The 22,164-nt window shown below is 50.7% G+C and carries 24 protein-coding genes; 13 read left to right on the forward strand and 11 right to left on the reverse strand.

The features are described 5' to 3' along the window. Nucleotides 1-2: 2 nt before the first annotated feature. Genes trmH through gmk form a run of 4 tightly spaced genes read right to left on the reverse strand, consistent with a single transcriptional unit; the run spans nucleotide 3 to nucleotide 3,780 of the window. On the reverse strand, nucleotides 3-692 hold the full coding sequence (gene trmH, locus KE671_RS16235; protein WP_206163810.1) for a tRNA (guanosine(18)-2'-O)-methyltransferase TrmH: 690 nt from the start codon (nucleotides 690-692) through the stop codon (nucleotides 3-5). A 4-nt stretch (nucleotides 693-696) separates the two neighbouring features. Further along, nucleotides 697-2,808 carry a bifunctional GTP diphosphokinase/guanosine-3',5'-bis pyrophosphate 3'-pyrophosphohydrolase gene (spoT, locus tag KE671_RS16240; protein ID WP_206163811.1) on the reverse strand — a complete coding sequence of 704 codons (2,112 nt, stop codon included), beginning with the start codon at nucleotides 2,806-2,808 and terminating at the stop codon, nucleotides 697-699. An 18-nt stretch (nucleotides 2,809-2,826) separates the two neighbouring features. Further along, on the reverse strand, nucleotides 2,827-3,102 hold the full coding sequence (rpoZ, locus tag KE671_RS16245) for a DNA-directed RNA polymerase subunit omega (protein WP_000135058.1): 276 nt from the start codon (nucleotides 3,100-3,102) through the stop codon (nucleotides 2,827-2,829). Nucleotides 3,103-3,156: 54 nt separating this feature from the next. Further along, nucleotides 3,157-3,780 carry a guanylate kinase gene (gene gmk / locus KE671_RS16250; protein WP_206163812.1) on the reverse strand — a complete coding sequence of 208 codons (624 nt, stop codon included), beginning with the start codon at nucleotides 3,778-3,780 and terminating at the stop codon, nucleotides 3,157-3,159. Nucleotides 3,781-4,036: 256 nt separating this feature from the next. On the opposite strand from gmk, the gene ligB reads away from it, so the two are divergent. Beyond that, nucleotides 4,037-5,722: an NAD-dependent DNA ligase LigB gene (gene ligB / locus KE671_RS16255; RefSeq protein ID WP_206163813.1), complete on the forward strand. Its 1,686-nt coding sequence runs from the start codon at nucleotides 4,037-4,039 to the stop codon at nucleotides 5,720-5,722. Here the strand turns inward: ligB and KE671_RS16260 are convergent. Further along, the gene (locus KE671_RS16260) at nucleotides 5,719-6,336 is read right to left on the reverse strand and encodes a trimeric intracellular cation channel family protein (protein WP_061075898.1); all 618 of its coding nucleotides are present in this window, start codon (nucleotides 6,334-6,336) and stop codon (nucleotides 5,719-5,721) included. The genes ligB and KE671_RS16260 overlap by 4 nt on opposite strands. 255 nt (nucleotides 6,337-6,591) lie before the next feature. Next, on the reverse strand, nucleotides 6,592-7,455 hold the full coding sequence (locus KE671_RS16265; protein ID WP_206163814.1) for a YicC/YloC family endoribonuclease: 864 nt from the start codon (nucleotides 7,453-7,455) through the stop codon (nucleotides 6,592-6,594). 125 nt (nucleotides 7,456-7,580) lie between these two features. Here KE671_RS16265 and rph point away from each other — a divergent pair, with 125 nt between their 5' ends. Further along, entirely contained in the window at nucleotides 7,581-8,297 is a 717-nt protein-coding gene (gene rph / locus KE671_RS16270; RefSeq protein ID WP_042998636.1) for a ribonuclease PH, read from the forward strand. Between the two features lie 78 nt (nucleotides 8,298-8,375). Then, a complete protein-coding gene (gene pyrE / locus KE671_RS16275; protein ID WP_206163815.1) occupies nucleotides 8,376-9,017 on the forward strand; it encodes an orotate phosphoribosyltransferase in 642 nt (213 codons plus the stop codon). Between the two features lie 39 nt (nucleotides 9,018-9,056). Here the strand turns inward: pyrE and slmA are convergent, their stop codons facing one another. The 3 genes from slmA to coaBC form a co-directional block, all read right to left on the reverse strand. Continuing rightward, complete coding sequence (gene slmA / locus KE671_RS16280) at nucleotides 9,057-9,653, reverse strand: nucleoid occlusion factor SlmA (RefSeq protein WP_206163816.1); 597 nt, start codon at nucleotides 9,651-9,653, stop codon at nucleotides 9,057-9,059. 108 nt (nucleotides 9,654-9,761) lie between these two features. Then, nucleotides 9,762-10,220, reverse strand: coding sequence for a dUTP diphosphatase (dut, locus tag KE671_RS16285; RefSeq protein ID WP_042998633.1), 459 nt, complete (start codon nucleotides 10,218-10,220; stop codon nucleotides 9,762-9,764). Then, nucleotides 10,198-11,418 carry a bifunctional phosphopantothenoylcysteine decarboxylase/phosphopantothenate--cysteine ligase CoaBC gene (gene coaBC, locus KE671_RS16290; protein WP_206164038.1) on the reverse strand — a complete coding sequence of 407 codons (1,221 nt, stop codon included), beginning with the start codon at nucleotides 11,416-11,418 and terminating at the stop codon, nucleotides 10,198-10,200. Before coaBC ends, dut begins: the two co-directional genes overlap by 23 nt. A gap of 172 nt (nucleotides 11,419-11,590) precedes the next feature. Here coaBC and radC point away from each other — a divergent pair, with 172 nt between their 5' ends. The 4 genes from radC to mutM all read left to right on the forward strand — a co-directional run bounded on the left by radC (nucleotide 11,591) and on the right by mutM (nucleotide 13,855). Continuing rightward, nucleotides 11,591-12,256 carry a RadC family protein gene (gene radC / locus KE671_RS16295; protein WP_206163817.1) on the forward strand — a complete coding sequence of 222 codons (666 nt, stop codon included), beginning with the start codon at nucleotides 11,591-11,593 and terminating at the stop codon, nucleotides 12,254-12,256. Nucleotides 12,257-12,522: 266 nt separating this feature from the next. Next, the gene (gene rpmB, locus KE671_RS16300) at nucleotides 12,523-12,759 is read left to right on the forward strand and encodes a 50S ribosomal protein L28 (protein ID WP_002436699.1); all 237 of its coding nucleotides are present in this window, start codon (nucleotides 12,523-12,525) and stop codon (nucleotides 12,757-12,759) included. A gap of 20 nt (nucleotides 12,760-12,779) precedes the next feature. Continuing rightward, nucleotides 12,780-12,947, forward strand: coding sequence for a 50S ribosomal protein L33 (gene rpmG, locus KE671_RS16305; RefSeq protein WP_003024094.1), 168 nt, complete (start codon nucleotides 12,780-12,782; stop codon nucleotides 12,945-12,947). Between the two features lie 98 nt (nucleotides 12,948-13,045). Next, a complete protein-coding gene (gene mutM / locus KE671_RS16310) occupies nucleotides 13,046-13,855 on the forward strand; it encodes a bifunctional DNA-formamidopyrimidine glycosylase/DNA-(apurinic or apyrimidinic site) lyase (RefSeq protein WP_206163818.1) in 810 nt (269 codons plus the stop codon). A 24-nt stretch (nucleotides 13,856-13,879) separates the two neighbouring features. Here the strand turns inward: mutM and coaD are convergent, their stop codons facing one another. Together coaD and waaA are read right to left on the reverse strand one after the other, a co-directional pair. After that, entirely contained in the window at nucleotides 13,880-14,359 is a 480-nt protein-coding gene (coaD, locus tag KE671_RS16315) for a pantetheine-phosphate adenylyltransferase (protein WP_206163819.1), read from the reverse strand. 8 nt (nucleotides 14,360-14,367) lie between these two features. Further along, the gene (waaA, locus tag KE671_RS16320; RefSeq protein ID WP_206163820.1) at nucleotides 14,368-15,645 is read right to left on the reverse strand and encodes a lipid IV(A) 3-deoxy-D-manno-octulosonic acid transferase; all 1,278 of its coding nucleotides are present in this window, start codon (nucleotides 15,643-15,645) and stop codon (nucleotides 14,368-14,370) included. 411 nt (nucleotides 15,646-16,056) lie between these two features. Between waaA and rfaQ the strand changes: the two genes are divergently transcribed. The 6 genes from rfaQ to waaO all read left to right on the forward strand — a co-directional run bounded on the left by rfaQ (nucleotide 16,057) and on the right by waaO (nucleotide 22,158). Continuing rightward, the gene (gene rfaQ, locus KE671_RS16325) at nucleotides 16,057-17,127 is read left to right on the forward strand and encodes a lipopolysaccharide core heptosyltransferase RfaQ (RefSeq protein ID WP_206163821.1); all 1,071 of its coding nucleotides are present in this window, start codon (nucleotides 16,057-16,059) and stop codon (nucleotides 17,125-17,127) included. Beyond that, a complete protein-coding gene (locus KE671_RS16330) occupies nucleotides 17,124-18,248 on the forward strand; it encodes a glycosyltransferase family 4 protein (RefSeq protein ID WP_206163822.1) in 1,125 nt (374 codons plus the stop codon). Before rfaQ ends, KE671_RS16330 begins: the two co-directional genes overlap by 4 nt. Continuing rightward, a complete protein-coding gene (gene rfaP, locus KE671_RS16335; RefSeq protein WP_206163823.1) occupies nucleotides 18,241-19,038 on the forward strand; it encodes a lipopolysaccharide core heptose(I) kinase RfaP in 798 nt (265 codons plus the stop codon). The genes KE671_RS16330 and rfaP overlap by 8 nt, the downstream gene beginning before the upstream one ends. Nucleotides 19,039-19,125: 87 nt before the next feature. Continuing rightward, a complete protein-coding gene (locus KE671_RS16340; protein ID WP_241029914.1) occupies nucleotides 19,126-20,025 on the forward strand; it encodes a lipopolysaccharide biosynthesis protein in 900 nt (299 codons plus the stop codon). Between the two features lie 34 nt (nucleotides 20,026-20,059). After that, complete coding sequence (waaB, locus tag KE671_RS16345) at nucleotides 20,060-21,139, forward strand: lipopolysaccharide 1,6-galactosyltransferase (protein WP_206163824.1); 1,080 nt, start codon at nucleotides 20,060-20,062, stop codon at nucleotides 21,137-21,139. 5 nt (nucleotides 21,140-21,144) lie between these two features. Further along, nucleotides 21,145-22,158 carry a lipopolysaccharide 3-alpha-galactosyltransferase gene (gene waaO, locus KE671_RS16350; protein WP_206163825.1) on the forward strand — a complete coding sequence of 338 codons (1,014 nt, stop codon included), beginning with the start codon at nucleotides 21,145-21,147 and terminating at the stop codon, nucleotides 22,156-22,158. Nucleotides 22,159-22,164: the final 6 nt, after the last annotated feature.

Here is a 22,164-nt window from a genome sequence, read left to right on the forward strand (position 1 = left end):
ATTTACTTCGCCGCCTGCATGGTGGACCACCAGGCGTCATCGGCTTCAATCGCACCTTGTTGATTGATATGCGGATAGGGCAGCCCTTTGCGCCTGGCGACTTTTGCCAGCACCGGATAGCCGCCTTCAAACAACAGGCGCTGCTGTTCGTCTTCCGGCAACATGCTGTTTTCGCGCAGATACATACCGGCGTTCTGCCGTTGCCGCTGTGCTTCATACAGAATCAACGCAGAGGCAACGGAAACGTTAAGCGACTGAACCATGCCGATCATGGGGATGATGATATCCCGATCCGCCAGGTCCAGCGCTTCCCGGGTAATACCGGTTTTCTCCTGCCCCATCAGGATACAGGTCGGGCGCGTATAATCGATTTCGCGGAAATCGACTGCGCTATCAGAGAGATGGGTTGCCAGAACCTGCATGCCCCGACCTTTTAGATGCGTGACGGCATCGCCAATTGTGCGGTGGGTTTTCACCTGCACCCAACTGTTGCTGCCCGCCGCGGCTGAAGCCATGGTGCGCATTCGGCTACCCGGCCAGACGGCGTGTACTTCGTGGACGCCGACGGCATCTGCGGTACGAATAATCGCAGAAACGTTATGAGGTTTGTGAACCTGCTCCATGCAGACGGTCAGGTCCGGCTGGCGCCTGGCGAGCATTTCGCAAATGCGGGCATAACGCTGTGCATTCATTTGACTAATTTCGGTTACGGGTGACTTTTATTACGTCTGGCATCACGCGGATTTTACGCATGATGTTCGCCAGATGGACACGGTCGCGCGCGGTAAGACGAATAAAGGCGCTGTAGACGCGACCATCTTTTTCTTCAGTATTCAGGCTCTGAATATTAGACGTCGTGGTGTTGATCGCCGCCGTGAGATTCGCCAGTGCACCCTGGTGGTTAAACATATCCACTTTGATTTCGGTGATGAATTCCTGCTCCGTCTCTTTGTCCCATTCCACCGCCATAAACTTCTCTGGCTCTTTCTGGTAACCACGGATGTTACGGCAGGATTCATGGTGGATGACCAGACCTTTACCCGGACTGACGTGGGCAATGATCGGATCGCCTGGAATCGGACGACAGCACTTCGCAAAGGTGATCAGCACGCCATCTGCGCCTTTGATAGGCAAATGACCGTGGCCGGGCACCGCAGGCTGGATAGCTGAGGTATCACCCTGTTGCAGATTTTTCGCCACCACCACGCTCATGGCATTGCCGAGGCCGATTTCTGCCAGCAGGTCGTCAAGCGTCGCAAGTTTCATCCGTTCAAGCTCACGCTGGATACTCTCTTGCGGGATCTCGGCCAGTTTACGACTCCCCCCCAACGCATGGTTGAGCAGGCGACGTCCCAGACTGACGGAATCATCGCGTTTGAGGTTCTTCAGCAGTTGGCGGATTTTGGCGCGGGCTTTTGAACTGACGACAAAGTTAAGCCATGCCGCGTTCGGACGTGCGCCCGGCGCGGTAATGATTTCGACCGTCTGACCGCTGGTCAGCGGCTGTGACAGCGGGTAAGGCTGTCTGTCGACGCGTGCGCCCACGCAGGCATGGCCAATATCGGTATGCACCGCATAAGCAAAGTCGACGGGGGTGGCACCGGCAGGCAGCTCGACAATGCGCCCTTCCGGTGTGAAAACGTAAATCTCATCCGGGAAAAGATCGGATTTCACGCTCTCGATAAATTCAAACGAGCTACCTGCGCTTTGTTGCAGTTCCAGCAGGCTTTGCATCCAGCGCTGGGCTCGAATCTGCGCGGTGGTGCTGGTTTCGCCGTGCTCTTTATAAGCCCAGTGCGCCGCAACCCCCATTTCCGCCATCTGATCCATATCTTCTGTACGGATCTGGACCTCAACCGGAACGCCGTGCGGACCGATCATCGACGTGTGCAAAGACTGATAGCCGTTCGCTTTCGGAATGGCGATATAATCTTTTACCCGTCCAGGACGCGGTTTATAGAGGCTGTGCATCTGACCGAGCACGCGATAACAGGTATCGGCGTCATGGACGATGACGCGGAACGCATAGATATCCATGATTGAATGGAACCGCTGCTCTTTAAGCACCATCTTGCAATAGATGGAATAGAGGTGCTTCTCACGACCGCTAACACGACATGGAATTCCCGCTTCCTGTAGCCGCCCTTCGATTTCAGAGAGGATTTTTTGGATCATCTCTTTACGGTTGCCGCGAGCGGCTTTAACCACCTCTTTAATCACGCGATAACGGTTCGGGTATAGCGCCTCAAAACCCAGCTCTTCGAGTTCGGTTTTAATGTGATGAATACCTAAACGGTGCGCCAGCGGGCTATAGATTTCGAGGGTTTCACGGGCGATGCGACGGCGTTTGTCCGGGCGTAACGAGCCCAGCGTGCGCATGTTGTGGGTACGGTCAGCGAGTTTGATGAGAATGACGCGGATATCCTGCACCATCGCCATAATCATCTTGCGAAAGTTTTCGGCCTGCGCCTCTTTCTTATCGCGGAATTTGAGTTTATCAAGCTTCGACACCCCCTCTACCAGTTCAGCAACGCTTTTACCAAAAAGCTGCTCCATGTCCTGGTAGGTGGCGGGAGTATCTTCGATCACGTCATGCAGTAGCGCAGCCATCAGCGTTTCATAGTCGAGTTTCATTTCGGCCAGAATGCAGGCTACAGCGACAGGGTGCGTGATATAAGGTTCACCGCTTGAACGTGTCTGGCCCTCGTGAGCGTCACGTGCAACGAGATACGCCTGCCGAAGACGTTTGATCTGGTCTTCCGGCAGGTAGTGTTGAATCAGCTGATTCAGACTTTCAAACAGATACAAGGGCGACCCGCTTTGTGATTAACGACGACCTTCAGCAATTGCGGTTACGGCTTGTAATTCAGCGGCTTCCTGCTCTTGCTGTTCTTGGCGCTCACGGACGTCGAGGATCTGGTTGTTGATCAGACCTTCTTCGATTTCACGCAGCGCAATTACGGTAGTTTTATCGTTTTCTTCCGGTACGAGCGGATCCTTTCCGCCTACCTGCATCTGACGAGCGCGACGCGCGGCGACCAGTACCAGGTCAAAACGGTTACCAATTTTCTCTACAGCGTCCTGAACAGTTACGCGTGCCATACTTAAAATGCTCCACAGGTGAAGAAATGACTGGGCATGATACTGAAAGTGGGTTCAGTCTGCCAACAGTTTGCTGATTAAAGCGTCATGACGCTGCTTTTGGCGGCTCATGCGCAGACGTTCGGCGCGAATGATGGTTTTCAGATCGCTCAGGGCGGTGTCGAAGTCATCATTCACAATAAGATAATCATATTCGGCGTAATGGCTCATTTCTGCAACCGCTTGCGCCATACGTTTTGCAATCACCTCTTCGCTATCCTGTCCACGACCCCGCAAGCGGCGGTCCAGTTCAAGTTTTGACGGCGGCAAAATAAAGATACTGCGCGCATGCGGCATCTTCTTGCGAATTTGTTGCGCGCCCTGCCAGTCGATATCCAGAAAGACATCTACCCCGGAGGCCAGCACTTGCTCAATGGCTTCACGCGAGGTGCCGTAATAATTGCCAAAAACTTCTGCGTGTTCCAGAAACGCGTCGTTGCTAATCATGGCTCTGAATTCGGCATGATCCACGAAGAAATAATGTTCACCGTGAACCTCACCCGGGCGCGGAGCGCGCGTAGTGTGCGAAACAGAAACCTGGGTGTCATACAACGGTTGGGTTTTCAACAAAGCCTGAATCAGGCTGGATTTACCCGCGCCACTGGGGGCTGAAACAATATAAAGCGTGCCTTGAGCCATGAGTATCTTACGTATGTGATTATCGAAAATGAACCTACATACGGGCTTATTATACACGTCGCCGCTACGCGACGTAGTCTTTGTCACACTTTTTACGCCAGATTATTGCTTTTTGCGCGCCAGTTTCCTGATTTACGCAACATTCTCAGCAAATGGGCGGAATCACTGGAAGCCTGAACGCAATCTTAACTTTTGCCGCTCGGCGTCGGTCATGCAACGCGCTATATCTGCCTGGCAACGTAAAGCGGAGGTGGCGATGAAAGTTGAAACAGCGATATTGTTGGGGGTGTGGTTATGGCACACGCAGGCCTGGGCAGTATGCCCGGTATGGTCGTCAGCGAGGGCTCACGAAGAGATCTCTCGTTTGCAACAGCAAATTGCGCAGTGGGATGACGCCTACTGGAAAGAGGGGGTGAGTGTGGTTGAAGACGGCGTCTACGATCAACTGCATGCACGGCTGCTTCAATGGCAGCACTGCTTTGCTGATGACCCCTCGCCCAGCCTGACGTTGCCTTCGCCAGGCGGTACGGTCCCTCATCCCGTCGCCCATACCGGGGTGCAAAAGCTGGCAGACAAGCGAGCAGTGCAGCAATGGATGCGCGGGCACAACGATTTGTGGGTACAGCCGAAGGTTGATGGCGTGGCGGTTACGCTGAAATATCAGCATGGCAAACTGACGCAGGCGATCAGCCGTGGTGATGGCCTGAAGGGGGAAGACTGGACACAAAAAGTGCTACGGATACCAGCAGTGCCACAAACCGTGGCGGGTGCGCTGACAAACAGTGTGCTGCAGGGTGAGATCTTTTTACAACAGAAAGGGCATATCCAGCAAAAAATGGGCGGGATGAATGCCCGTTCGAAGGTGGCGGGTCTACTGATGCGCAAGACCAACGTTAGCGACTTATCATCACTTGGGATTTTTATCTGGTCCTGGCCTGATGGCCCGCAGACAATGTCCGAAAGGGTCAACCAGTTGAGCGCAGCGGGTTTTACGCTAACGAAGTCGTTCACGTTACCGGTTGATAATGTTGACGCCGTGGAGCGCGCGCGTACGCACTGGTGGACGTCCGCTCTGCCGTTTGTCAGCGATGGTGTGGTTGTGCGGATGAACAAAGAACCGGCTTCCCACCAGTGGCGACCAGGACAAGGGAATTGGCTGGCCGCCTGGAAATACCCACCCGTTGCGCAGGTGGCAGACGTCACCGCGATTCAATTTACGGTCGGCAAAAGCGGAAAAATCGCTGTTGTTGCGACACTTTCCCCCGTCATGCTGGACGATAAACGGGTACAGCGGGTGAATATCGGTTCCGTAAATCGCTGGAAAGAGTGGGATATCGCCCCTGGCGATCAAATTCTGGTAAGCCTTGCCGGGCAGGGGATTCCACGTATTGACGATGTTGTCTGGCGGGGTTCTGAACGAACTAAGCCGATCCCCCCAGATAATCACTTCAATTCATTGACCTGCTTTTTTGCTTCCGCATCCTGTCAGGAGCAGTTTATCTCCCGCCTGGTCTGGTTGAGCTCTGGTGCTGGTTTAAAGCTAGACGGTATTGGCGAGGCAGGCTGGCGGGCGCTTCACCAGCAGCATCACTTTGAACATATCTTTTCATGGCTGGCCTTAACTCAGGAGCAGATTCAGCACACGCCGGGATTTGCGAAGGCAAGGAGTGATTGGGTGTGGCATCAGTTTACTCTGGCGAGAAAACAGCCGTTTATTCGCTGGATACAGGCATTAGGCATCCCGTTACCCGTGGCGACGCTCAATGCCAGCGGCGATCGTTCATGGCAGCAGTTGTCAGGGAGAACAGAATCGTACTGGCAACAACTTCCGGCGGTCGGCCCGCGTCGCGCGCGTCAGGTGATGGCATGGCTGGAAAACGCGGAGGTAAAACAACTGAGCCACTGGCTGGCGGCTCAGCATATTGAGAGCTTTATCCCTTAGTGACTTTCGTGGTGATAGTAAAACACCGGCAAACCCAGTTTAAGGCGCAGCGCCAGGAGTCGGGCGACAAAGCCAAACATCAGGGTTGAGATAACCACGATATCCTGGTTGGAAACATAGTGCTGCAGGACGATATAAAGCACGGCAGAGGCGAATGACACCCCGGCGTACAGCTCTTTCTGAAAAACGAGCGGAATACGTTTACAGAACATATCGCGCAGCACTCCACCGAAGACGCCGGTGGTAACCGCTGCAACAACGGCGATGATCGGACCATGCCCCATATCCAGGGCCACCTGGGCGCCAATAATGGAAAAAACTACCAGGCCTAAGGCATCCAGGACCAGGAACACCTTGCGCAGATAGGGCATGACGGGAGCCACAATAGTCGTCAGGACCGCAGCCGTGGCCACAATAATCACGTATTCGGGATGTTTAACCCAACCCAGGGGGTAGTGGCCGAGCAGAATATCGCGGACAGAGCCACCGCCGATGGCTGTTGCGGTGGCAATAATGATGACGCCGAAGGTATCCATCCGACGACGGCCTGCCGCCAGTGCGCCGGTCATGGCTTCGGCTGTGATTCCTATCAGGTACAAAACGTGTAACAGCATGACTCCCCCCACTATTTAGGGGACAAAGAGTAACGATTTGTGCTTGTCGTCACGATTGAGATTTTCTAAGGCGAGTGATTTTTAATAATTTAAGGTAATGCGACATTACTGCTTTTCTGAGATGGCATGCGATGTGAGGTTTTTTTTGCCAGTGAAATAGATGAGAAAAACTAAACTGAAAGCGTGGACAATTTTTGCGTGGGTTGTTAAAGACGTAGCACCGCCATTGGCTGACGGGCTACGCGGGAAGGCACTTTACTCAATATTCTGAATCTGCTCGCGCATTTGCTCGATCAGGACTTTCAGTTCAATAGCGGAATTGGTCACTTCGGCATTGATGGATTTCGACGCCAGCGTATTCGACTCGCGGTTGAATTCCTGCATCATGAAGTCCAGACGGCGGCCGACAGCCTCTTTTTTCTTCAGGATGTTGTAGGTTTCTTTGACGTGGGCGTCCAGACGATCCAACTCTTCTGCCACATCAATACGCTGTGCCATCAGGACCAGTTCTTGCTCCAGACGGTTATTCTCCAACTGGACCTGAGCGTCTTCGAGCTTAGCGACCAGCCGTTCACGCTGCCATTGCAGAATTTCTGGCATATGGGCGCGGACTTTAACGACTTCAGCACTGACGCCTTCCAGACGTTGTTCGATCAGCGCTTTCAATGCCTGACCTTCCGTTTCACGGGCAACGATGAAATCATCAAGCGTGCTGTCGAGTGCGGTCAGGATTTCAGCCGCTATGGCATCCAGATCCTGTTCCTGTGCCGCCATTACACCGGGCCAGCGCAGGATATCAACCGGATTGATTTCCCCTTCATCGCTCTGCATTTTGACCCAGTTGGCCGCGTTTACGAGCTGTTTTGCGAGCTTTTCATTCAGTATGAGCTCGCCCTGTGCGCTGGCGTCGGGTTCAAAGCGCAACATGCACTCGACTTTACCGCGCGTCAGACGCGTACGAATGCGTTCACGAACAACAGGCTCAAGGCTACGGAACTGTTCCGGCAGACGAAAGTAAGTTTCCAGATAACGCTGGTTTACCGAGCGCATTTCCCATGTGGCGCTACCCCATTCACCCTTGATTTCACGCCGGGCATAGGCGGTCATACTGCGGATCATAGACGTTCCTGTTTTTAAAGGAGAGATGGGAGGATTATAGCCATCCCGGCCTTGTCAGGATAGGAATAACCGCCGGAAGTCCGTATAATGCGCAGCCACATTCGTTTCAAGCCGGAGATTTCAATATGCGTCCAGCAGGCCGTAGCGCTAATCAGGTGCGTCCCGTAACCCTGACCCGTAACTATACAAAACATGCTGAAGGCTCGGTGCTGGTCGAATTTGGAGATACCAAAGTGCTGTGTACGGCTTCGATTGAAGAAGGCGTGCCGCGTTTTCTGAAAGGTCAGGGCCAGGGCTGGATCACCGCTGAATATGGCATGTTGCCGCGTGCTACACATACCCGTAATGCTCGCGAAGCCGCAAAAGGCAAGCAGGGCGGCCGTACGATGGAAATTCAGCGTCTGATCGCCCGTGCGCTGCGCGCTGCAGTCGATCTTAAAACGTTGGGCGAATTTACCATCACCCTTGACTGTGATGTGATCCAGGCCGATGGAGGCACACGTACCGCCTCCATTACCGGTGCCTGTGTGGCGCTGGCGGATGCGCTAAACAAACTGGTGGCAAGCGGTAAGCTGAAAACTAACCCGATGAAAGGGATGGTTGCAGCGGTATCCGTGGGGATCGTCAACGGTGAAGCGCTCTGCGATCTGGAGTACGTTGAAGATTCGGCGGCGGAAACCGACATGAACGTGGTGATGACCGAAGACGGGCGAATCATTGAGGTACAGGGGACGGCAGAAGGTGAACCGTTCAGCCATGAAGAACTTCTTACCTTGCTGGCACTGGCTCGAGGGGGAATCGAATCCATTGTCGCGACGCAGAAGGCGGCGCTAGAAAATTGATTTTAAGGCGACCAATGAGTCGCCTTTTTTTTGTCCATAGATTTTGTCAATGATGAAAGTGAAATGAGGAGCGAATCCATGAAACCCTATCAACGCCAGTTTATTGAGTTTGCGCTTAACAAACAGGTACTCAAGTTTGGCGAGTTCACGCTGAAATCCGGGCGCAAGAGCCCCTATTTCTTCAACGCCGGGCTGTTTAATACCGGGCGCGATTTGGCACTGTTAGGCCGTTTTTACGCCGAGGCGTTGGTGGATTCTGGCATCGAGTTTGATCTGCTTTTCGGTCCGGCTTATAAAGGCATTCCCATTGCGACTACGACGGCGGTCGCGCTGGCGGAGCATCATGACAAAGATCTGCCGTATTGCTTTAACCGTAAAGAAGCCAAAGATCACGGTGAAGGTGGCACTCTGGTTGGCAGCGCATTGCAGGGCCGCGTGATGCTGGTAGATGATGTGATCACTGCCGGTACGGCAATCCGGGAATCGATGGAAATCATCCAGGCCAACGGCGCAACGCTGGCTGGCGTGCTGATCTCTTTGGATCGTCAGGAGCGCGGTCGCGGCGAGATTTCCGCTATTCAGGAAGTCGAGCGCGATTATGGCTGTAAGGTGATTTCCATCATCACCCTGAAAGACCTGATTGACTATCTGGAAGAGAAGCCGGAAATGGCAGCGCATCTGGCAGCGGTACGGGCGTATCGGGAAGCGTTCGGCGTTTAACGTGAGAGGCCGGATAACGCGCGCGCTATCCGGCAAACATTACTGTAGTTGCGCAGCGAGCAGCGGCCAGCGGGCGTCAAAATCATCCGTGGGACGGTATTTGAATTCGCTACGCACAAAGCGCGACAGCATACCTTCGCAGAAGGCGAGCAGTTGACTTGCCAGTAACGTTTCATCCGTCACGTAGCCTTCACCTTCGCGCATCCGCTTTTCGCGCAATACCTGGCGCAGTTGCGCCTCAATGCGTTCGAACAGTTGGTTGATACGTCCTTGTAGACGATCCTGTTCAAACATCAACGCATGCCCGGTCAGGATACGCGTCAGGCCAGGATTGCGTTCGCCGAAACCCAGAATCAATAGCATAATCAGACGCACGCGCGCGTGGGTATCTTTTTCATCTTTCAGAATCAAATTGATACGGGTGATCAGGCTGTCTTCGATAAACTCAATCAGGCTATCGAACATGCGCGTCTTGCTGGGAAAGTGGCGATACAATGCCGCTTCGGAAACGCCGACGGAAGCCGCCAGTTTTGCCGTTGTGATGCGCTGGCTTCCATCGCTGGATTCCAGCATCAGCGCCAGAGATTGAAGTATTTCTTCGCGACGATTCCTTTTCGCAGTTTGTTTTTCTGCCATGTTACAAAATACCCCTGAAAATAAGCACTTGCAGGCGAGCATCCACACTATGACCGCAAACCCAGGGCTTGCGGTGATGTTATGACGTTATCGGGATGCGTAACTTTCTTACTTACGACCGGAATGGCCGAAACCGCCTTCACCACGGTGGGTGGCATCAAACTCTTCCACCAGATTAAATTCGGCCTGCACAACGGGCACAAAGACCATCTGTGCGATACGTTCACCAGGTTCAATGGTGAAGCTGTCCTGCCCACGGTTCCACACGGACACCATCAGTTGCCCCTGATAGTCGGAGTCAATCAACCCCACCAGGTTGCCCAGCACAATACCATGCTTATGGCCCAGGCCCGAACGCGGCAGGATGACAGCAGCCAGAGACGGATCGGCGATATGAATAGCCAGCCCGGTAGGCAGCAGTGTGGTTGCGCCGGGCGCCAGTTCTACGGCGTCATCGAGACAGGCCCGCAGGTCAAGTCCGGCGGAGCCGGAGGTGGCATACGTCGGCAGCGGGAATTGCTTGCCAACACGCGGGTCCAGAATCTTAACGTCGATTTTTTTCATCATAACGGGTCACGATCTCGTCGAGTAATAATTGGCCCAGGAGTGCTTTGCGCTCAAGCGGTAAGACTTTATCTCCATCCTGCCAGAAAAGGTGTAAAGCGTTGCTGTCGCTATTAAACCCTTGAGTTGAAAGCGAAACGTCGTTTGCACAGATCAAATCAAGGTTTTTACGGATACGTTTTTGCCGGGCATATTCTTCCACATTATTCGTTTCCGCAGCAAACCCAACAACATAGGGACGATGGTCTTTACGTGCTGCGACCCCGGCGATGATGTCCGGGTTTTTGACCATTTTTATTGTTAATTCATCACCTTGTGTTGCCTGCTTCTTAATTTTTTCCGGGGCGACAATGGCGGCGCGATAGTCGGCTACGGCAGCGCAGCCGATAAAAATATGTTGCTGTTGCACGGCGGATTGCACCGCCGCCTCCATCTCCAGAGCGGTCATCACATCAACACGTTGTACAAAAGGCGGCGTGGGTAACGATACGGGGCCGGTGACCAGCGTAACGTTCGCCCCGCGACGGGCGGCAGCGGCGGCGATGGCAAACCCCATTTTACCGGAGCTGTGGTTGGAAATATAACGCACCGGATCGAGTGGTTCGCGCGTCGGGCCCGCGGTAATCATGATGTTGAGATGTTGCAGATCGTTGACAGGGGCGAAATGTGCCGCAGCCATATCGACAATCGTTAAGGGATCCAGCATACGGCCTGGTCCCACGTCACCGCATGCCTGGCTGCCGCTGTCTGGTCCCCAGATGAGCAACCCACGAGAAGCCAGAACGTCCAGATTATGCTGAGTTGCTGCAGCCCGGTACATCTGCTGGTTCATCGCCGGTAAAACGGCAATGGGCGCGGGGGTAGCCAGGCAAATCGTGGATACCAGATCGTTTGCCATGCCGGCTGCGACACGTGCAATAAGATCAGCGGTGGCTGGCGCGAGAATCACCAGGTCGGCCCATTTCCCCAACTCAATATGGCCCATCGCGGCCTCTGCCGCGGGATCCAGCAGACTGTCGGAAACGGGATACCCGGAGACTGCCTGTAAGCTGAGTGGGGTAATAAAGGCTTTAGCCGCCTCGGTCATTGCCACGCGGACATCGGCGCCGCGTTCGCGTAGACGACGCACCAGTTCAGGGGTTTTGTAGGCAGCAATGCCGCCGCTGACGCCGAGAACGATTTTTTTACCGGCCAGGCTCATCATGATCATTCCTGTTGGATTACATCGGAAGGCGGACATTTTATCACAATCCGTAAACTGTCGTGCGTTCACCCATGGATCACTTTGCGAGGCGCTACGCAGGAGTGAAAATTGTACGTCGATTCCCTTTCAGAGCCATGCCACTATGCGCGCAGGCATGAGGAGGTATCGGATGGAAACTGCTGAATATGTGCTGCCGAGGGAAAAATTGTTGGCGCTTGGGGTCGATACGCTGACAGATGACGAACTGTTAGCGCTCTTCTTACGGACCGGAACGCCAGGGAAGGATGTCTTTGCGCTGGCAAAAGAGATCCTGGACCATTTTGGCTCTCTCTATAGCTTGTTGACGGCGGACTACTCGCAGTTCAGTACAGTGACAGGGATTGGCGTAGCAAAATATGCGCAGCTCAAAGGTATCGCGGAACTGGCCCGGCGCTTTTATGACGTGCAAATAAAAGGTACGAACCCGTTACTCAGCCCGGCGTTAACCCGGGATTTTTTGCAGAGCCAATTTGCGGGGGAAGCGCGTGAAGTTTTCATGGTGGTTTTTCTCGATTCCCAACACCATGTCATTAAACATAGCCGCCTTTTCTCTGGCACCCTCACCCATGTTGAGATCCATCCGCGTGAAATTATTCGTGAAGCGATAAAAATCAATGCATCGGCGGTGATCCTTGCGCATAATCATCCATCGGGGTGTGCAGAGCCGAGTAAAGCGGATAAACTTATCACCGAGCGTGTCGTAAAATGCTGTCAGTTCATGGATATCCGTGTGCTTGATCACCTTGTCATTGGACGCGGAGAGTACGTTTCGTTTGCGGAACGTGGTTGGATTTGACGCACTTTGCGCGATCCATTGGGATCTTTGTCTGTTCGGGACTTGAGCACATCGCTGACTCAGCGTATACTACGCCACCTTTGAGAATCTCGGGTTTGGCATTTGGGCCTGGCAATCGAGTGTTCACTTAGACACCTCATCCGTTGTGTTGCGTTAAGGCAGCTTGAAGGATGAGGTGTGGAACCGCGATGACCGGGCTGTAAAGCCTGACGAGGCGCCGATACCCCATACGAAGCTCGAGCTAATTTGATTTTTGGAGAATAGACATGTCCCGAGTCTGCCAAGTTACTGGCAAGCGTCCGGTGACCGGTAACAACCGTTCCCACGCACTGAACGCGACTAAACGCCGTTTCCTGCCTAACCTGCACTCTCACCGTTTCTGGGTTGAGAGCGAAAAGCGTTTTGTCACCCTGCGTGTATCTGCTAAAGGTATGCGTGTAATTGATAAGAAAGGCATCGATACAGTTCTGTCTGAACTGCGTGCCCGTGGCGAAAAGTACTAAGTACTAAGAGGAAATAAATCATGGCTAAAGGTATTCGTGAGAAGATCAAGCTGGTTTCTTCTGCTGGTACTGGTCACTTCTATACCACCACGAAGAACAAACGTACTAAGCCGGAAAAACTGGAACTGAAAAAATTCGATCCAGTTGTTCGTCAGCACGTTCTTTACAAAGAAGCAAAAATTAAGTAATTCTTGCTTTGCTGTAATGAAAAACCTCGCTTCGGCGGGGTTTTTTGTTTTCTGGCCATCCCCATATTAGTGAGATCTGATATTCTGCCGGAGACGATATGCCTGAATTACCTGAAGTCGAAACCAGCCGCCGCGGTATTGAACCGCATCTGGTTGGGGCAACCATTCTGCATGCCAATGTACGTAATGGACGTCTGCGTTGGCCGGTATCAGAAGAGATCTACCGTCTGAGCGACAAACCGGTACTCAGCGTTCAGCGTCGTGCGAAATACCTTCTGCTGGAACTACCCGATGGCTGGATTATTATTCATCTGGGGATGTCGGGCAGCTTGCGTATCCTTCCAGAAGAACGTCCTGCTGAAAAGCATGACCATGTCGATTTAGTGATGAGTAACGGTAAAGTCTTGCGCTACACCGATCCCCGCCGCTTTGGCGCCTGGCTGTGGACGAAAGAACTGGAAGGGCATAACGTACTGGCGCATCTCGGCCCTGAACCGCTAAGTGACGATTTCAGCGGCGAATACCTGCAACAGAAATGTGCGAAGAAGAAAACGGCGATTAAACCCTGGCTTATGGATAACACGCTGGTCGTGGGAGTCGGGAATATCTATGCCAGCGAATCTCTGTTTGCGGCTGGCATTCATCCTGACCGTCTGGCATCGTCATTATCGCCAACTGAATATGAACTGTTGGTGCGCGTGATTAAGGCCGTTTTGCTGCGTTCAATAGAACAGGGGGGAACGACGCTGAAAGATTTTCTGCAAAGCGATGGCAAGCCGGGCTATTTTGCTCAGGAGTTACAGGTCTATGGCCGTAAAGGTGAACCATGCAGAGTGTGTGGAACGCCGATCGTCGCATCGAAACACGCACAGCGTGCGACGTTCTATTGCCGTCAGTGCCAGAAATAGGGCAAGGCGTCCCACTCCGGGACGCTATTTGAGCTTAGCCAGCAGCGCCTGATGAATATTCTCTGGCAGGAAGTGGGTAACATCGCCATGATGGCGAGCCACTTCTTTCACCAGTGACGATGAGATGAAGGACCACTCTTTTGAAGGCATCAGAAAGACGCTTTCCAGTTCTGGCATCAAATGACGATTCATGTGGGCTAACTGCATTTCGTATTCAAAATCCGCGACGGCGCGCAATCCACGAATCAGGATGTTGGCCTGTTGCTTACGCGCAAAGTTCGCCATCAGATCGCTAAAGCCCAGCACTTCAACGCCAGACAGATGGGCAGTGGCCTGCTGAGCCAGCTCAACCCGCTCTTCAAGGCTGAACATCGGTTTTTTACCGGGGCTCGCCGCAATCGCCAGAATGACATGGTCAAACATCTGCGTAGCACGCGTGATGATATCGATATGGCCGTTCGTCAACGGATCAAAAGTGCCTGGATAAATCGCCCGTTTTTGCATAACAGCCCTCAATGCGTTTTCGGTGGCAGATAAGGTTCCAGCAGTTGCAGCAGGCGCTGTAACGCCCCCTGGTTTTGATAGAGAACTTCAACTGCGTGACGACCATAGAAATTACGATAATCGGCATCGGTCAGTAAAGAGGAAACCTCTTTGGCGAGGCTTGTGGCGTCCGTGACCGTAATCAAACCACTGGCCTGCTCCAGACGGGCGCAGATGTCTTTGAAGTTGAAGGTGTGAGGTCCCATTAGCACAGGAATAGCGTGTGCTGCGGCTTCAAGCGGGTTATGTCCGCCACGCTCAACCAGAGATCCTCCGACAAACGCCAGGTCTGCAATTCCGTAAAGCAGCATCAGTTCCCCCATCGTATCACCCACAACGACCTGGGTACTGGCCGAGGGGACTTCGCCGGAGGAACGGGTTGTATAGCTTAGCCCAGCTTCACGCACGAGGTTAATCGCATCCGGGAAGCGTTCCGGATGACGTGGGACCAGAATCAACAGCAGATTGGGGAACTGGTGTAACAATGCCTGATGGGCTGCGATGACAATACTCTCTTCGCCATCATGGGTGCTGGTCGCAATCCACACCGGGCGATGCGGCGCCCACTGACGACGCAACGTAACCGCCTTCGCGGCAAGCTGTGGCGTCACGGAAATATCGAACTTCAGGCTGCCGGTGACGGTGACCTGATTGTTCTTCGCGCCCAGCGTCACAAAGCGCTGACCATCCTCTTCATTTTGCGCGGCAATTAGCGTAATACGACGGAGGATTCGGCGGATAAATTTGCCCAGTTTTGCGTAACCGTCAGCGGAGCGGGCGGAAAGGCGCGCATTGGCGATGACCAGTGGAATATGGCGTTTATGCAGCGCGGCAATCAGGTTTGGCCACAGCTCCGTTTCCATAATCAGCACCAGTTTGGGATCGACCTTATTCAGGAAGCGACCCAGCGCATCGGGTAAATCGTAAGGCAGGTAGACGTGCTGAACATCGCTGCCGAAGGCGGACTGGACACGCTCGGATCCAGTCGGCGTCATCGTGGTGACCGTAATCGGCAGATCGGGGTAACGGTGTCGCAGGGCGCGAACCAAAGGAATGGCTGCCAGTGTTTCGCCGACGGAGACGGAATGGAGCATAATTCCGCCCGGTTTCAGGGGGCGGCGGTAAAAGCCGTATCGTTCACCCCAGCGTTTACGGTAGGCCGGGGCCTTACGTCCGCGCACCCAAAGCCGTATCCAGATCAAAGGCTGAACAAGGTAGAGAAGGGCGGTGTAAAGCAATTCGAGCATAGTAAATAGCTGACTTATGGATGTGCTGGGGATTCTATGTATTTAGCCAGGGCTTTACCATTACTTTTCCTGTTTTTGACTTAAATAGCTTTAAGGCCGACTAATTCCGCCAGCCCGGCTCAGATTTTTTGCATTTTTATGCCATTTATTGATTTTTACTGGCCTTACCGTTGTTGACCGAATCAATCGGTGGTGAAAAAAGCGATGATTGGATTAATATCAATTTGATTTAAAAAAGAAAAGTATCCACTTTGCGGTTAATTTATTCGAGTCGGATCACAGCGAAAGAAGTGATACACTAGCGCGTAAAAGTCAGTGCAATATCAGTGATCGGGTAGCTGTTGAGCCTGGGGCGGTAGCGTGCTGTTTTCTGCTTAACTTTATCGGACAATCACAACAAAAGAGTCGCGTGTGGAAAAGCCTTTTCGAAAAATTCTGGTCATCAAGATGCGTTTCCACGGGGATATGCTATTAACCACTCCCGTCATCAGTACGCTAAAGCAGAACTATCCTGACGCCAAAATCGATATGCTTCTTTACCAGGATACGATGCCTATTTTGTCAGAAAACCCCGAGATTAATGCCCTCTATGGCATCAGTAATAAGGGGACAGGCGCGGCAGAAAAAATTAAAAATACGCTTTCGCTGATTAAGACCTTACGCAACAACCAATATGATTTGGTTATCAACCTGACCGATCAGTGGATTGTGGCGCTGATTGTTCGTTTTTTGCGTGCAAGAGTAAAAATATCCCAGGATTTCGCCAACCGGCAGTCTGCATTCTGGAAACAGAGCTTTACCCATCTCGTTCCTTATTCCGGTGAACATGTCGTCGAACGTACGCTGTCTGCCCTTAAACCGCTGGGGCTGGAGTCTGTAGTTACTGAAACGACCATGAGCTATCGGCCTGAGCACTGGGAGAATATGCGTCGGCAGTTGCGCCAGCTCGGCGTGACGCATCAGTATGTGGTGATTCAACCTACGGCAAGGCAGTTATTTAAGTGCTGGGATGATGACAAATTTTCCCGCGTCATTGATGCCCTTGAACGTCGCGGATATCAGGTGGTGCTGACGTCCGGTCCTTCTGCTGACGATTTAGCCTGTGTGGAAGAGATTGCGCAGGGGTGTGAAACCAGGCCGATCACCGGTCTGGCAGGCAAAACCCGATTCCCGGAATTAGCTGCGCTGATCGATCATGCCGCCCTTTTTATTGGTGTCGATTCAGCACCCGGACATATCGCTGCGGCGGTCAAGACGCCAGTAATATGTCTGTTTGGCGCGACAGATCATGTCTTCTGGCGGCCCTGGACTGACAACATTATTCAGTTCTGGGCAGGGGATTATGCGCCCATGCCTAAACGATCCGAACTTGACCGTGACAAAAAATATATGTCCGTTATTCCCGCTGAGGATGTGATAGCAGCAACGGAAAACATGTTGCCGCAGAATGCGCAAATTATCGAAATGGATGCGCCAGTATGATCGTGGCTTTTTGTTTGTATAAGTATTTTCCGTTCGGTGGATTACAGCGTGACTTCATGCGCATTGCGCAAACCGTAGCGGCACGTGGACATCAGGTCCGTATTTACACCCAATCCTGGGACGGAGAATGTCCCGATGTTTTTGAGCTCATTCGCGTACCGGTGAAATCACGGACAAACCATGGGCGAAACGCGGAATATTATGCCTGGGTACAGGCGCATTTGCGTGAGCATCCTGTTGACAGGGTCGTAGGGTTTAACAAGATGCCGGGTCTGGATGTCTATTTTGCCGCGGATGTCTGTTACGCCGAAAAGGTGGCACAGGAAAAAGGCTTTTTCTATCGCCTGACTTCCCGTTATCGCCATTATGCGGCATTCGAACGGGCAACGTTTGAGCAGGGCAAACCGACGCAGTTACTGATGCTGACGGATACACAGATTGCTGATTTCCAGAAGCATTATCAAACCGAAACGGAGCGTTTTCATATTCTTCCCCCGGGGATTTACCCGGACAGAAAATACAGTGCGCAAATCCCGAATGCCCGTGAAATCGTGCGCCAGAAGAACGGTATTTCAGAGCAACAAAACTTACTGTTGCAGGTTGGTTCTGATTTTACCCGTAAAGGGGTGGATCGTTCGATTGAGGCGCTTGCTTCACTGCCGGCTGCGCTGCGGCATAACACGCTTTTGTATATTGTCGGTCAGGATAAGCCCCGCAAATTTGAAGCACTGGCGGAAAAACGCGGCGTGCGCAGTAATGTGCATTTTTTCTCGGGGCGTAATGATGTCGCTGAATTGATGGCTGCCGCCGATTTGTTACTGCATCCGGCCTATCAGGAAGCGGCAGGTATTGTTCTGCTGGAAGCGATTACCGCGGGTCTGCCTGTATTGACCTCTGCCGTTTGTGGGTATGCGCATTATATTGCACAGGCTAACTGTGGCGATGTTATTGAAGAACCCTGGCGACAGGACGCCTTTAACGACATTTTGCGTAAAGCGCTAACTCAGCCGTCATTGCGCGCAGCATGGGCAGAGAACGCACGGCATTATGCGGATACGCAAGATTTGTACAGCCTGCCAGAAAAAGCGGCAGACATTATTACAGGTGGTCTGGATGGTTGAATTGAAAGAGCCGTTAGCCACATTATGGCGCGGGAAAGATGCGTTTGAGGAAGTCAAAACGCTGCAGGGTGAAGTCTTCAGGGAACTGGAAACCCGTCGTACGCTGCGATTTGAACTGGCGGGGAAAAGCTATTTCCTTAAATGGCATCGGGGTACTTCTCTCAAGGAAATCGTCAAGAATCTTCTCTCACTGCGGATGCCGGTTTTGGGCGCCGACAGGGAGTGGAACGCTATTCATCGCCTTCAGAGTTTGGGGGTTGATACTATGTATGGCGTTGGGTTTGGTGAAAAGGGGCTCAATCCTCTGACCAAAACCTCGTTCATTATTACCGAAGATCTCACACCGACCATCAGCCTGGAAGACTATTGTGCGGACTGGGCAACAAATCCACCGGACGTAAAAGTGAAGTGGATGCTTATTGACCGTGTAGCTACGATGGTGCGCAAGATGCATGCAGGTGGAATCAATCACCGTGATTGTTATATTTGCCACTTCCTGCTGCATCTGCCTTTTTCAGGCAATAAAGAAGGCTTAAAGATTTCGGTAATTGATCTACACAGGGCGCAGATTCGTACGAAAGTTCCTCGTCGCTGGCGTGATAAAGACCTGATTGGCCTCTATTTTTCGTCGCTAAATATCGGACTAACGCAGCGGGATATCTGGCGGTTTATGCGGGTTTATTTTGGCGTACCGCTGAAAACGATTCTGCGTGCTGAATCGAGCCTGATATCACATGCAGAGGAAAAAGCAGCGCAGATAAGAGAACGGACGCAACGAAAAGGTCTTTGAATTTGACTTTTATTTGTATAATACACTGATAGTATGAACTCCATGACAGTATATTTTATAAACTGGAGGGCCGATTATGAACTAAACATGATCGATTACCTACATAAACATTATCAGGTAATTAATATTTCTGTCCCATCCAGGTATGTTTGGATTGCCAAAAAAATAAGAAAACTAGGTGTTAATACAAACTGGCTAGGGAAGATATTTATTAGAGAATATCTCCGGAAATTAGAGCCCCACGACGTTGCGGTGTTTAATGATAGTGTGATATCTAAAGGTATTACATCAGAGATTATTGCTAATTTAGAATGCCGTAAAGTTCTTCTCTTAAGAAATTCAGTGGATGAGTCATTTATTAAAAAACATGCCGGCTCATTTGATTTTGTTTATGACTTTGAACGCAAAAGTGTGAATGTTAAAAATGTAAGGCATTTAGATCAATTTTTTCCTGTTGGGCTCCATGAGGTCACTCAATGTATTTCTGGCGATAGACCAGAGGGAAATTCACTCTGCTATTTCTTGGGCAAAGATAAAAACAGGTTAAAGATATTGACGGAACTTGCAAATAAGTTAATGTCATACAATGTCACTCTGGATTTTAACATTGTTGGTGATAGTAATGTCGAGTATGATTCGACCTATGTAATAAATAAGCCTTTATCCTACAATGAGAACTTAAAGCGATCTTTGGCATCCGATATAATTATTGATTTAACACAGGAATATCAAACAGGCTGGACATTACGTATTTTAGAAGCCTTGTATTTTAATAAAAAAGTAATCACTAACAATAAAAATATATTGAACTCTGAAATATACGAGAAAGAACGTTTTTTTATTCTTGGTTATCATGAATGGGATGAATTCGAATTTTTCATGAAAGTGCCTACCCAACCTGTAGCATACGATGTCTTGTATCAATACAGTCCGGATCGCATGTTAGACACATTAATCAAAGAACTCAATGCAAATAATTTTCAATAACAAAACCTCAATTATTAATGTAACGTGAAAAATTATGAAAATCGCATTTATTGGCGAAGCTGTGTCCGGATTTGGCGGAATGGAAACGGTTATCCGCGATGTTATCAATAACCTTCAGGCCGAACATTCTGCAATCCAGTGTGAGATGTTTTTCTTTTGTCGACATGACAAAATGGATAAGGCATGGTTAAGGGATATTGACTACTCATGCTCTTTCTCCACTATCCGTCTGGGTTTTTTACGTCGTGCAAAGCATATCCGTTCGTTTAGCCAATGGCTAAAGAAAACAGAACCCGATGTGGTGATCTGTATTGATGTGCTGTCTTGCCTGTTTGCCAGCAAAGCGCGGAAGAAATCAGGCCTGGATTTTACAATATTTTCCTGGCCGCATTTTTCGTTGGATCATAAAAAACACGCCGAATGTGTTAGCTATGCTGATTATCATCTGGCAATCAGTAGTGGCATCAAACAACAAATGATTGCACGGGGTATTGATCAAAAGAACATTACCGTTGTTTATAATCCCGTTTCCAGAAAATCAGTGATTATTCCACAACCAGAAGAAGATCAACCCGCGGTCTTTCTGTATGTCGGAAGGATGAAGTTTGAAGGGCAAAAAAGAATTAAGGACCTGCTGGATGGATTATCCCAGACAGAAGGCGAATGGCGCTTGCATGTGGTTGGTGATGGTTCAGATTTTGAAAAATGTCAGTCCTATGGACGAGAACTGGGTATTGACGAGCGTATAACCTGGCATGGTTGGCAGGTCTCTCCCTGGGATGTGGTGCAAAACGAGATAAAGAACGTCACGGCATTGTTGCTGACATCATCATTCGAGGGCTTTCCGATGACCCTGCTGGAAGCCATGTCGTATGGTATTCCGTGCATTAGCTCTGATTGTATGTCTGGTCCACGGGATATGATCAAACCGGGTATCAATGGCGATTTGTATCCGCCGAACGATCTTGAACACTTTACTCATCTACTCAACCAAATCCTCTCTGGTCAGATGAAGTTTGATAGTCATCTGATACCTGAGACGATAGATAACTTCTATAATGAAGTCTATTTTCAACATTTAAGAAATACAATATTTTCCAAAATCAATAAGTGATCACTATGACTGACAAGTATTTTGAAGAAAAAGTCATTCAGCAGACTTTAGATTACAACTATGCAGGACATAGTGACGTTAAAAATTTTAATATTGCCTATGGCATCGACAAAAATTTTCTTTTTGGCTGCGGCGTGTCCATTGCGTCAATACTGATTGCTAACCCAAATATTCCGTTTGCGTTTCATGTATTTACAGATTCATTTAGCCATGAAGAACAAAAACGTTTCGCGGCGTTAGCAAAGCAATATGCCACCCAAATCGTGGTGTATCTCGTTGACTGCGAGCAGTTGAAATCATTACCGAGTACTAAAAACTGGTCATATGCAACGTACTTCCGGTTTATTATTGCCGACCACTTCGCGGGAAAAACGGATAAAGTACTGTATCTGGATGCAGATATTGCCTGTCAGGGAAGTGTACAAGAACTGATTGACCTCCAGTTTGCTGAACATGAAATTGCGGCCGTGGTAGCAGAGGGCGAGTCAGAGTGGTGGACAAAGCGCTCAGCCAGTTTGGCCACGCCGGGACTGGTTTCTGGTTACTTTAATGCGGGCTTTTTGCTGATTCACCTTCCTGCCTGGACCGCTGAGGATATTTCCCGCAAGGCCATAGAGATGTTACGCGATCCAGATGTGGTACAGCGTATCACTCACCTGGATCAGGATGTGCTGAATATGTTGCTGGTCGGCAAGGCGCGTTTTATTAGCAAGAAGTTTAATACCCAATTCAGCATCAATTACGAATTAAAGCCTGATGTGGTTAACCCAGTGGATGAAAATACGGTGTTCATCCATTATATTGGGCCGACCAAGCCCTGGCATCAATGGGGAAACTATCCTATCGCGCAAAGCTTTTTGAATGCAAAAAAATTATCACCGTGGTGCAATGTTGAATTGCTGAAACCTAAAAACAGTCATCAGTTGCGTTATGCGGCGAAGCATATGTTCAACCAGAAGCAATATTTCTCTGGCCTGGTAGATTATGCACTTTACTTTAAAAGTAAAATTATTAAATAAGAATAA

This window comes from Citrobacter amalonaticus, from assembly GCF_018252635.1.
GTDB lineage: Bacteria > Pseudomonadota > Gammaproteobacteria > Enterobacterales > Enterobacteriaceae > Citrobacter_A > Citrobacter_A amalonaticus_E.